8 protein-coding genes and 1 tRNA gene are annotated in these 12,084 nt (G+C 41.1%); 1 reads left to right on the top strand and 8 read right to left on the bottom strand.

The features are described 5' to 3' along the window. Positions 1-102 precede the first annotated feature (102 nt). From MSBR3_RS16775 to MSBR3_RS16740, 8 genes are all read right to left on the bottom strand, one after another. Positions 103-1,122, bottom strand: a complete 1,020-nt coding sequence (locus MSBR3_RS16775) for a segregation/condensation protein A (protein WP_048109312.1) — start codon at positions 1,120-1,122, stop codon at positions 103-105. Next, the gene (smc, locus tag MSBR3_RS16770) at positions 1,115-4,642 is read right to left on the bottom strand and encodes a chromosome segregation protein SMC (RefSeq protein WP_048109311.1); all 3,528 of its coding nucleotides are present in this window, start codon (positions 4,640-4,642) and stop codon (positions 1,115-1,117) included. The genes MSBR3_RS16775 and smc overlap by 8 nt, the downstream gene beginning before the upstream one ends. A 57-nt stretch (positions 4,643-4,699) precedes the next feature. Then, the gene (locus MSBR3_RS16765) at positions 4,700-5,716 is read right to left on the bottom strand and encodes a hypothetical protein (RefSeq protein ID WP_048109309.1); all 1,017 of its coding nucleotides are present in this window, start codon (positions 5,714-5,716) and stop codon (positions 4,700-4,702) included. Between the two features lie 732 nt (positions 5,717-6,448). After that, complete coding sequence (locus MSBR3_RS16760) at positions 6,449-6,688, bottom strand: hypothetical protein (protein ID WP_048109308.1); 240 nt, start codon at positions 6,686-6,688, stop codon at positions 6,449-6,451. A gap of 308 nt (positions 6,689-6,996) precedes the next feature. Further along, complete coding sequence (feoB, locus tag MSBR3_RS16755; RefSeq protein WP_048109306.1) at positions 6,997-8,976, bottom strand: ferrous iron transport protein B; 1,980 nt, start codon at positions 8,974-8,976, stop codon at positions 6,997-6,999. Positions 8,977-9,023: 47 nt separating this feature from the next. Further along, positions 9,024-9,689 (bottom strand): metal-dependent transcriptional regulator, encoded by a 666-nt coding sequence (locus MSBR3_RS16750; RefSeq protein ID WP_048109304.1) that lies wholly within the window; start codon positions 9,687-9,689, stop codon positions 9,024-9,026. A 218-nt stretch (positions 9,690-9,907) separates the two neighbouring features. Beyond that, positions 9,908-10,363: an N-acetyltransferase gene (locus MSBR3_RS16745; protein ID WP_048109302.1), complete on the bottom strand. Its 456-nt coding sequence runs from the start codon at positions 10,361-10,363 to the stop codon at positions 9,908-9,910. A gap of 567 nt (positions 10,364-10,930) precedes the next feature. Further along, positions 10,931-11,005 (bottom strand) — tRNA-Arg (locus MSBR3_RS16740). 484 nt (positions 11,006-11,489) lie between these two features. Here MSBR3_RS16740 and MSBR3_RS16735 point away from each other — a divergent pair. After that, entirely contained in the window at positions 11,490-12,002 is a 513-nt protein-coding gene (locus tag MSBR3_RS16735) for a biotin transporter BioY (RefSeq protein ID WP_155396895.1), read from the top strand. Positions 12,003-12,084: the final 82 nt, after the last annotated feature.

The raw sequence follows: 12,084 nt of genomic DNA, 5'->3' as shown, positions 1-12,084 counted from the left end.
AGATAATACTCAAGATAATATTCAAGATAATACTCAAGATAATATTCAAGATACCAAGGTATGTCAAGTTATAAGGATAATGTCAAAGTATAAGGGTAAGTATCAATGCACAATTAACTCAGGCTCCTCATCCTGGTTTTTATGTGAAGGAACCTCCTCTGTCAAATTCGGTTTTGAAGAGTCTTTAATTTCAGGTTTTGAAAGTTCAGTTTTTGATTTTACTGACATTTCATGGAAAAGGGATGGATTAGCCTCGGTGGAAAAACCGGATTCTTCTCCCGGATAAATATATAATTCTTCAAAAAGTCCATCCTGGAAAAGCCATATCTTCCTGCTTGAGGCAAGAAAAAGAAGAGAAAGATAATCCATAATTTTGTCCTCACTTCTTTCCTGTAAACTGGAAAAAACCACTACAGATTGCTTCGTAAATAGTTCGGCAAGCCTTTGCCACATAAGGGACAACCGAGAGCTTATGGCTTCATCATGTGCAATACCCAGTACATCTCCTGTAGTAAGCCTGGGACGAGGACTTGATTCTTCTGAATTTTGGCTGGTTTTTTTCTCATTTTTTCTTGAAAGGCTTTTTTCGGCTTTCTTGAGTTCAAGAATCAGTTCATTTAGTGTTACCGGCCTTGTGGAAACACGACGAACTGGAAGTTTCGGGATAGGAAACTCTGCAGGTTCGGGGAAATCAGGATCTTCAGGGAAATCCGAATCAAATGTATCAACCTCTTCCTCCTCTACCTCAAGGATTCCCGAGGACTTCATGCGCAGGAGAATAGCAGAATAAAGAAGCGTCCTTGAGGAAATTCTGAGGTCCATCTGCTTTAGCTCTTCCACCCTTCCCAGAAAACTGTCAGTAAGCTGTACTATGTCTATATCCCAGGGATCGATTTTTCCTGCTCGTGCAAGTTCAACCAGTATGCCCAGAGGTTCGGAGGTCTCAAACTCCGAAATATCAAGCAGGTTCCAATCGATTCCAAGGCTTGAAACAGTACCTGACAGCTCATAAATCTCGGATTTCACAAAAAGAGAGTCATTTTCTCTGGATTCGGAAACCTTATTAGCTTGAAGAAGCGGTACTTCAAGCGCTGCCCCCTCGTTATCCATAAGCTCAGCCATTAAGTCTCACTCCGGTAATGCTTGTGAGATTATTTTCCTGCATTGTAACCCCTATTGTCCTGGATGCGGCCTGGATCATAGGTTTTCTTAAGGAAACAACAATAAACTGGACTTTTGATCCTGAGGTTTTAACGCGCCTTGAAACCCTCTCCACGTTCCAGCCGTCCAGAAACATATCAATTTCATCAAAAGCATAGAAAGGAGCAGGACGGTATTGTTGGATCGCGAAAATGAAAGCAAGTGCAGTAAGACTCTTTTCCCCTCCGGACATTGCCTCGATCCTCTGGAGAGTTTTTTCTTTTGGCTGTGCCCGAAGTGTCATTCCTCCTGCAAAAGGGTCATCAGGGTCATCAAGCAAGAGTTCACCCATCCCGTCAGAAAGCTCATGGAAAATCTCCTTGAAGTTGGAATTAATGCTTGTATAAGCTTCCATAAAGGCATCTCGCTTTAAATGCTCATACTGTTCAATGCGCTCAAGGAGCTGCTCTCTTTCGGTAAATAGAGTATCCCGCTTTCCCTGCAAATCCGAAAGCCTTAACTGTACCTCATTATACTCGTCAATTGCTCGCATGTTTACGGGCTCGAGTTGCCTGAGGGCTTCATCGATTGCCTGAATCCGCATATAAACAGTTTCGTAATTAGGGACTTCGTCAGTCTCTTCTATGCCTCTTTTCAGGATTTCTTCGGCAAATTGCTTTTCCTGATCTAAGAGCGCATTTTTAGTAGCTGTGAGCGTAAGAACCTGCTGCTTCGCTTTTTCAAGTGTGGTTGAGGCAATACTTACCCTGCGTTTGACCGCATTGTATTCAACCTGAACTTTTTCCCGTTCTTGCTGAAGACCTAGTAGTTCATCCGAAAGTTCAACCTCCCTGACTTTCTTTTCTTCAAGCTTTTCTTCAAACTCCTTTATTTTTATCTTTAGATAATTAACTTTCTCCATTCTTGAAGCTTTCTTCTCATCAAGTTCCCTGATAACTTCCTTTGCTTCAGTAATTTTCTGTTCGGTATACTCTTTTTCAAGCTGCAAGGCGTTTAATGTGGCTTCAGTATCCCGTATTCGGCCATCTAGCCTGCGGAGTTCTTCGTCAACGAATTCGATTTTTTTGTTGATTTCAGGCAGAGGGGAATCAGCAAGTTTAGTTTCAAGCCCTGAGATCTGCTCCTCAAGCTCGGATACGATCTTTTCTTTGTCGGATTTCTCTGCAGATACCTTTTCCATTTCAGTTCCGAGTTCGGTTCTGGACTCCTCGATTAATTTAAGGTCGGCCTGTTTGAATTCAAGAAGTTCAGCAAGTTTTGCTTCCCTGCCTGAAATTTCCTCAAGCTGGTTCTCTTTTCTTGAGATCGTAGCTTCACAGTCTCGAATTTTCCTGCTAAGCTCGAAAAGATGGCTTTCAATACTGTCCTGCTTGCTTATGGCTGCACTCCGGCTTGCATCCAGGGACCTGATCTCCTCTGCAAGTTCAAGCAGTTTATCTTTTTCTGCAGCCGCAAAAGAAGCTCCTGATTTAGAGGAAACTGATCCTCCTACCATTGCTCCGCTTTTTTCCAGAAGTTCGCCTTCAAGGGTTACCATTCTCGCCTTTCCCATGAGGCGACGGGCACTTGCAAGGTTTTCCATAACAAGAGTGTCCTGAAAAACATACCAGAAAGCAGGTTCAAAATCGGAATCAAACTGAATAAGGTCAATTGCGTACCCTATTACTCCATCTTCGTAACTCAGGTTTTCAAGCCGCCTGGGCTCTTTCATTTTATTGAGGGGAAGGAAGGTAGCTCTTCCTCCTTTCCTACGCTTCAGGTATTCGATTGCTTCGGCAGCATCGGCATCAGTATCCACAACAATTGCCTGCATTCGGTTTCCTGCAGCAACTTCCAGAGCTATTGAGTATTGCCTGTCCACTCTTCCAAGCTGGGCAATGGTCCCGTGAATTCCAAAAAGATCTTCCTGCCTAGCAGCCCCTATTACCATTTCCACAGACCTGGAATAGCCTCCGCCCTGTTCAGATGCCCGCACTCTTGCCTCCGTGATTGTGTACTCCTGCTGGAGGCTGTGGAGTTTGTTTTCAAGTTTCCTTATATCTTCCTTTATCCTGAAATGGCTGCTTTCGATATCATCACGGTCCCGAATAAGAGATTCCAGATTTTCGGAAAGCTTTTCAAGCTCGTACCTGACAGAAAGCGTATCACTGTCAGAAGTAGCAACTGCTGCTTCAGCGTCTCGAATCTGGTTTTCGATCTCCCGAAGTTCCAATGATTTTCTCCTGAGTGTGTCAAGAAGTCGGTCCTCTGTTCGGATCAGCTCGTTTTTTTCATTTTTTACATCTTCCAGTTTCTTCCTGACAGTCATGAGCTCATCCCGTGTAGCAGCAAATTTTGCGTCTACATCCGCAATCTTGCTCTGGAGCAGCATGCGTTCCGTTTTACGCTCGGAAAGCTCTGAAGAAATGCTTTCTTTTCTCAGGTTTTCGGCTTCAATCTTTTCTTCTAGTTCCCTTACCTTGCCCTTGGTGGAATCGATTTCTACAAAGGCTTTCCTGCGTCGTGAGTCAGCTTCTTCAAGTTCGGATTCCGAAAGCTCTATACTATCTACGCAGCGAGAAATTTCTCCCTTTATTTCTTCGATCTCCCTCTTAACCTGAAGCTGTTCATCCTCTCCTTTCTTTCGGATTTCGACTGAAAGCTCTTCCAGGTTTTCTTCAAGAGCTTGAAGTTCCTTCATTCTTTCGTTCAGGAGTAGCTGGACTTTTTCAAGGTGTTCTTCCTTGCCTGTGAGTTCCTTATCAATATTTTGCAGTTCAGCCCTGGCGTCCTTGAGTTTGGAAAGCAGGAGATATCCTTCAAATTTTACTTTTTCAGCCTTGAGTGCCTGGTATTTTAAGGCCTGGTCCCGTTCCCCTGCAAGTTTTTCTAACTGAGTGCGTACCTCTTCAAGGATTATATCCACTCGTTCGATTTGCTGCCTTACAACTTCCAGTTCATCAAGTGCCTTTTGCTTTCGTTCGTCAAACTCCGCAACTCCTGCGATTTCGTCTATAATCTTTCTTCTTTCTACGGAGGTCATGGAGATAATTTGCGTTACATCTCCCTGCATAACCACATTGTAGCCTTCAGGCGTTATTCCGGCTTTTTCAAGCTGGGAATGGATCTCTCCAAGACTTACGGCTTTTCCATTGAAATAAAAATAGCTGTAGTACCCGCTTTTTGTCCGCCGGATCTTTCTTGAGACCTCAACTTCATCAAGCTCTAAAGGTAACTTATGGTCAGAGTTATCAAAACGGATCGTAACCTGAGCAAAATCAGGCTTTTTTGACGCATCGCCGTTATAAATCAGATCGGTAAGTTTTTCAGCACGAAGAGTCCTTGAACTTGTGAGCCCGAGTGCAAAAAGAATCCCGTCTATTATGTTAGACTTCCCACTCCCGTTCGGACCCGAAATTGTAGTAAAGTCATTATAAAAGGGAATCTTTACTTTTTTTCCGAAAGACTTAAAGTTAACAAATTCAATCTCTTTTATATACACAGAATGCCTCTGTAATCTTACGTTTTTGAGAATGTTTCTGTCGTTTTAAGCTTTATTTCACCGAGATCTTTTTTTCCGGCTACATGTGATAACTTCGGCATCTTCGTTGTCCCGCACGTCCACTGACTCTTCTATGAAATGCTTTTTCGAAGGCCTCTCAGCAATTATATACTCACATTTATAATCATCTGCGGGTTGATTCGTAGGGCCGGTATTATCAGTAGAAGGCTGTCTTTCACGTAACGAAGGTACTGGGGATGGCTGCCTGAACTGTGTTTTGATCGGCTGCTGTTGCCTGGCAGGTTCTCTAACTGAGTGTCCCTGTCTAAGAATGCCTCTAAGCCCTCTTTTATCACCACTTTCTGCAATAATATATTCACACTTAGTTTCGGCTTCCTCTCTGTCAAGATCTGCCGGCTCAATTTCTCTGAGTTTTAGCTGAACTTTTGCGCCTATACCTGGCAGGGAGGCAGGAGCTTCCTTAAATTGACCCAGTCTATATGCCGGTTTTTCTTTTTTAAGCTCAGGTTTCGGTTTGGCTTTTCTGGAAAGAGGCGGAAGGTCAAGAGGGTCTTCAGGAAGAGTCAGAGTAATAGAAGATGGAACTGTAGAAGGAGAAGACGGGACTACAGAAGGTGGAGCAACCGGAGCAGTTTTTTTTGCATCATCCAGTTGTTTAGCAAGATCTCCTATCTGTGTTTCCAGTTTTTTAATTATCGTTTTCTGGTCAAGCAACTCGCGGACAAGCCCATCCTGAATGCTTCCAAGTTCCCTAAGTTTCCTGTCAGCTGTTCCCGAGTCATTTTCTCCTGATGCTTTCAATTCTGTTCTTAATTCGTTCAGGATTGAAGCCTTGAGTAAGGCAGGATTAGGAATTCCCATAAGCTCTGTTCTGATTTCGGAAAGGACAAGATCTTTGATGGAGTCCTGATCGGAAACATTTTCCATTTCGGCCCGCAGTTCATTGAGAACCGAAACCTTAATCGATTTCTTGAGAGTCTCAAGCTCCTCATAGGTTACCGATAATCGCCTTTTAAGCGGTGTATTGTGCACATCCCTCTGTCCAGTTCTCATAAAAGTACCTCTTATGATAAATTCGGGTTCCGATTTTCTGACTGCCCGGAATTTTCTGGTGATAAAGCAGTCAGCACAATAATAATTAAATTGATTAGATCATAGGAATTTAAATAATATGTACAAAGTACATGTAATCTTACTTTAAATATATATGGTAATCGATAGTTTTTCCTGCCTTTTCTAACTCCTACAAAGAGGAACAAAAATCTTTTTATTTAATTTTTGCCGAAATGCTCCGTATCGTGCTGGAGATGCACAAAAACTGTGATATAAAACTTCCCGAAGCGGAAACTGATTTTTCAAGGAAACAATAGAAGAGGACTAAAAGGGATCAAGGGACAAAAGAGGGTTAGGGAACAAAAGAAAATTAAAGACAAAAGAGGATTGAGGAAATAAAAGAAGATTAGGAAGCAAAAGAAGATTAGGAAGCAAAAGAAGATTAGGAAGCAAAAGAAAATTAAGAAGCAAAAGGGGAATAACTTGGTCGAAAATTTATATAAATATTTTTCGATATATGCATGATAAAAGTAATAAATAGAATACTTGTACAGTTCTTGCATGCCTGAAAAAATCGAGTGAGGGTAGTATTTAAATCCCGATAAATTTATAGGGAAATCCAGAAAAATGGTTCATAAACTGTAAAATAAGTACATGAAACCCAAGTTTAACTTAAAATAAAAGAGTTAAAGAGTTGGATTTCAAGAAGGGAGAATATCCTTAAGGGAAGTGTTAGTTAATGGACGAAAAGGAACTCTTAAAATCGACCAGTACATTCTCCCTCGATTGAATTTTGGAAGAGGTACAGTCCATTTCCGCAGCAGCTTCATTAACAACGGAACCGTGAGTTCCGGTGCTTTCAAGGAAAAATTGAACCTCATCAAGTTCAGGCTCGCGGAAATTGTCCATTTCGATTATATCCATAATAACACTCAACACGTTTTTGTGTAAGTGAGTGGTAATTCGGGTCATCGGAAATAACACTATGTATCAAATATTAATAGTTTGCGATAAAAACAGAATTTTTTGAAAAGAAGAAACACATTTATTAATATATAAATGTTGCGCCAGGTATGGCAAAAATTTCCTTTTGCTAAATTAATCACATAAACTTAGATAAATAAGTAAAGAAAGATAGTTACTTTTGAGGCAAGTCTGGGTAAGAAAACTTGCAACATAGTATAAAAACAGAAACCGGAATAAAGAACAAAATAGAAACCGGAATAAAGAACAAAATAGAAACCGGAATAAAGAACAAAACAGAAACCGGAATAAAGAAATCATAGAAAAATAGGCCCAAAAATTCGGATCAGGATGCCCATTCCAATAGCCAGTAGTATAGTGAAAATAACTATCAAAGCCGTATCCTTTGTTCCGAGTTCGTGCTTCAGTACTGCAATCGTTGCCACACATGGCATATAAATGGTTGTAATTACAGCAAACTGGTACATCTGGACAGGTGTCATTACAGCTGCAAAATTGGCTGTACCTGCAAGTACTGCAAGAATCTGAAGAGCCATTTCCTTTCTAAGTATCCCAAAAACCAGAGCAGTCACCGCAAATGCCGGAAGGCCCAGCATACCCACGGATATAGGTTCTACAAAGTCCTGGAAGACTGAAAGAAGGCCAAGAGCATCGGCAACTCCCAAAAACGCGCTTCCAACGAGTAGAAGCGGGAAAGCAATATACAAAAACTCTCTACTTTTCATCCACGTCTTTTTGAGGGTAGATTTCAGTTCCGGTTTTCTAAGAGGAGTCATTTCCATGATGAAGCCACTCCTCTGTCCTGGCAGGCTCTTTCCCAGAATCAAACCCATGCCAGCAATAATGAAAATCTCCATAAGATAGATTGAAACTGCAGGCCAGAAACCTACGAAAGTTCCAACAAGTCCCAGGATAATGACGGTCCGTGCAGAGCAGGGAATTAGAGCTATAAGAAGAGAAGCTATCCTCCTTTCCCTCTGCGTGCCAAGGGAATGCACTGCCATAATTGCAGGAACATTGCAACCAAAGCCAAGAACTAGCGGAATCACGGCTCTTCCGTGGAGACCAAGCTTATGCGTCAGATTATCGAGCAGAAAAGCCGCTCTTGTAAGATAACCCGAATCCTCGAATATGGAAAGAATGGCGTAAAAAACTGCGATGTATGGAATGGCAATTGCAAAACCTGCCTCTACTCCCCGAAGAGAATATACAATCAGATTTTTCATGACAGGTGACATGCCCGAAGTTGCGGCTTCGGCAGGAAGGATCACATGAGGCTCAAAGATTTCATTCACAATCCAGGTCTCAAGGAAGCCGCCTACCCGGAAAACAAGAAGGAAAGTAAAGAGCAGGGCAGATATGAGCACTGCAATTCCGAAATTCGGGGAAGTAAGGATGGCATCTATTCTTTCTCTTATATTTTTTTTAGGTTCAAACCTTGAAACCACGCTGTCCACAATATATCCTGTTTCTCCATAGAGATCTCTTGCAACAGTATCAGGTACTGAAATTTCCTGTTCTATCTCCAGGTTTTGTCTTAACCGCCTGGCAGAAGAGAGCAAGGCATTAGCCTCAGGTGGCATACAGCATAGTTCTACAAACTCAGCATCATTTAGTAGAGCTGCCATTTTTACGATTGGCGGTATGTTGGGAAAAGCATAGTCAAGGCTAGAAAGAGCCTGCCGGATCCACTGGCTATATTTTACCTGGTGGTGTTCCTGATTTTCATTCTGTTCGTCAAGGGCTACAAGCATTACCTCATCGAGCCCTATTCCCCAGGTCGCAACCGTTGGCACTACAGGCAGGCCAAGAAGTTCCGAGAGTCCGTCCTTATCAACGAGAATTCCAAGGTCTGCAGCCAGATCTACCTGGTTTAATGCAACAACCATCGGAATATCGAGTTCCAGAAGCTGCAGAGTCAGGTACAGATTCCTTTCAAGCCTGCTTGCGTCAACGACATTGACTATAACATCCGGCCTGTCTTCAATCAGAAATTTCTTCGTTACTTTCTCATCTTCATTTGTGACCCCAAGAGAATAAATGCCTGGCAGGTCAACGATTTCAATAGTTTTTCCCCGAGCCTTTACAATTCCCCTTTTAAGAGCAACTGTCGTACCCGGATAATTCGAGATCTCTACACCTACCCCGGTTAATCTACTGAAGAATACGCTTTTTCCAACGCTTGGGTTTCCTATGAAAGCTATTGTAAGGTCATAGGGACTTTTGTTCTTACTTTCACTTCCCGAAGTGCAGCATGAACTTGAAATTCCTGTCATATCTCTGGTTATTTTACTCCGTTCCAGTTGTATGCCTTCTCGTACTTTTACACTTTTTTGCTTTTTGGAGCTATGAATATTTTCTTTGCAATGTCCCTTCCGAGAGCTATTTCTGATCCTACCACTATAACCGAGATACAGCCCTGTTTCTGCTTTCTCCTAATCTCGATATCTTCTCCTGTAAGAATACCAAGGGAAGTCAAACGCTCTTTTGTCTCTCTTGGAAGGGTCACTCTGGCAACTTTGCCTGAACTACCTTCTTCCATTTCATCAAGCGGGATAAAACTTTCCTCTTGCCTTATATTATTTTTATCAATATTGATAGGATTCCCGTCAGGGCAATATTCGGGGCATCCCAGAAATTCGTAGATCTTTTCAAGTACGGCATCCGAGACTGCATGCTCAAGTTCACAGGCTTCTTTATGGGCTTCCTTCCTATCAAAATCAAGGACATCAACCAGGAAGGTTTCAAGTACCTGGTGTTTTCTTTTGATCTTGATAGCCTGATCAGTTCCTTTCTTTGTCAATTCAACTCCCTGATAAGGTGTATACTCTACAAGCCCTGAAGAATGTAACTTTTTTACCATTTCCGTCACGCTCGGCGGAGATACATTGAGTTCTTCAGAGATCTGTTTTGTCTTTGCAGGGCTCTGATTTTTTCTAATGAGATAGAGAATAGTTTCAAGATATTCTTCAAATCGATCTATATGCATTACGTCATCCCGCCAGCGTATGCCTGATTCAAGACCCGTTATTAGGATAGCCTAAAAATGTAACCACCTGAATAAATAATTTTTGATCTTTGGCTATTTGTATTTATTTTAAATCTTGCAAATTTAAATCCTGTATTTCAAATTTCGAGTTTCAAGTTTCGAGCTTTATGTTCAAAAAATAGAAAAGAAAGATCCTGAAGATGGATTTCATAAGCAGTTCAGGGATTAACCGACTTCATAACAGCAATTTCATTACAATCCGGAAACTTAGGGCATCTCAAGCAGCCGGACCATATCTTTCTAGGAAGGCTGTTTTTGTCTACAACCTTAAAGTCCAGAGTCTCGAAAAAGCCGGGTACGTAAGTAAGAGCAAAAACTTCTTTCATACCAAGGTTTTTAGCATCCTCAAGACAGGCAGAAACAAGCTTTGTACCTATTCCTTTTCTTGCACATACCGGGTTCACGGCAAGAGCAAGTATCTCTGCAAGGTCTTCCCACACTACATGTAGGGCACAACAGCCTACAACTTCTCCATCAATCTCACAGACGTAATAATCCCTGATGTTCTCATACATCTCACTCAGAGAACGGGCGAGCATTAGCTCTTCCTTCGAATAAGTATTGATGATTTGTTTCATTACAACTACGTCATTTACTCTGGCTTTTCTGATCAATTCGTGTTTCCTCTGGGTTAGCGTTTTCTTTTCTAATAAAACAGAATCCACTGGGTCATAATAATAAAACCTTATTGTGTACTTCTATGCAATACTTACTTTCCAGATAAGAAATTTTCCATTGTTTACAAGAGTACCCGGTTACTCAGAAAAATTCGGTTCTTCTAAGCAGGCAGAATATTCAGCAAGCCTTAGAGTTGAAAGCTATGTGGTTCAAAAATAGACTTCCACTCCTTAAAAAAACCGAAGGATACAGGTTAAGCAAATAAAATTACGAAAAAAGCAGGTTAAACAAATAGGATTACGAAAAAAGTAGGTTAAACAAATGGGATTATGAAAAAAGTAGGTTAAATAAATAAGATTACAAAAAACAGATTAGGTAAATATGAGTTACGAAAAAGACGAGTTTAACAAATAGAATTACAAAAGGACAGGTTAAGTAAATACTGGTTACGAAAAAGACAGTTAAGTAATACTGATTACAAAAAAGACAGTTAAGTAATACTGATTACAAAAAAGACAGTTAAGTAATACTGGTTACAAAAAAGACAGATCAAAGGAAATTAGCGGGCGCGAAGGGATTTGAACCCCCGATTTACAGCTTAGGAGGCTGCCGCCATATCCTGGCTAGGCCACGCGCCCATGAAAAGCTTCCTCAAAATACAATCTTACAACTATCTACTGAATTTACATTTCAGGTGATCCATAATACCGGTATAAGATATATATCAAATTATCGCTTCATAGCTGAGAAATGTAAACCTGGAAACAAGAACCAGCATTTTTCAGGAAAGTTTTAAATCCAATGTAAACCATTAATCTTCCAAAGGTTAACAATACTTTACATTTTCAAGTTTTCAATTGAAATATATCTTCCAGGGCTGAAATTAACCTTTATGAAGTTATCATTATAAGGATAGTAAGTTTACTGCGGTTCCAGTCTTTATACCTGTTATATCCTTTCTTTGAACCGGATTATATTGCCTGCCAATTTAGGGGCATAAAAAGCTTTGACAGGCTTGAAAAAGGTGAAAAAATTAGAAAAACCCAATAATAATTGATAAGAGGAAAATATGTGCATATAAAAAACAACGAGCTCTATTCCAACCAGACTCCTGAACTAAGAATGATGGTTTTCGCATCTCTTTTTGCAGCCCTGACCGCAGTAGGAGCTTACATACAGATCCCTATACCTTTCTCTCCACTTCCTGTTACACTGCAGGTTTTCTTTGTCCTGCTTGCCGGAAGCATGCTGAAAAGCAAATGGGGAGGCTTGAGTATAATAGTATATACCCTGCTTGGTATTGCAGGACTTCCTGTATTTGCAGGAGGTAGTTCCGGAATGGGCGTACTTTTTGGGCCAACAGGCGGGTACATAATCGGTTTCATTCTGGCGGCTTATACTGTGGGAAAACTCTCCGAAAAGGCTGAAAACGCTAGCAAGCCCGGCCTCTTGATTAATGTCATTAATATGAGCGCAGGAGTCCTGGTTATCTATACCTGCGGATTTATTCAATTAATGTTTATGTCTGAAATCGGGCCTGGAACAGCCCTTGTTCTTGGCGTCGTTCCTTTTCTGCCTGGAGAAATTGTAAAAACTGGAGTTGCCGCATATATTGCTTCAACTTACAAGCTCTAAAGCTACTCTCAAGCTCTAAAGCTATTTTCTTTTAATTTTTTTCTAGGTAAGCAGAAAATATAAATGAAACTCAAATTATTGA

It is taken from the genome of Methanosarcina barkeri 3, assembly GCF_000970305.1.
In the GTDB taxonomy this organism is placed as follows: domain Archaea; phylum Halobacteriota; class Methanosarcinia; order Methanosarcinales; family Methanosarcinaceae; genus Methanosarcina; species Methanosarcina barkeri_A.
The sequence above is the reverse complement of the archived record's forward strand: the minus strand, read 5'-3'. Positions and strand labels throughout refer to the sequence as shown.

Bases quoted from the DNA above. Each gene is read 5' to 3' on its own strand.
- MSBR3_RS16750 (WP_048109304.1), bottom strand. From the start codon at position 9,689: ATGCATATAGATCGATTTGAAGAATATCTTGAAACTATTCTCTATCTC.
- feoB (WP_048109306.1), bottom strand. From the start codon at position 8,976: ATGACAGGAATTTCAAGTTCATGCTGCACTTCGGGAAGTGAAAGTAAG.
- MSBR3_RS16735 (WP_155396895.1), top strand. From the start codon at position 11,490: ATGATGGTTTTCGCATCTCTTTTTGCAGCCCTGACCGCAGTAGGAGCT.
- MSBR3_RS16760 (WP_048109308.1), bottom strand. From the start codon at position 6,688: ATGACCCGAATTACCACTCACTTACACAAAAACGTGTTGAGTGTTATT.
- MSBR3_RS16775 (WP_048109312.1), bottom strand. From the start codon at position 1,122: ATGGCTGAGCTTATGGATAACGAGGGGGCAGCGCTTGAAGTACCGCTT.
- MSBR3_RS16765 (WP_048109309.1), bottom strand. From the start codon at position 5,716: ATGAGAACTGGACAGAGGGATGTGCACAATACACCGCTTAAAAGGCGA.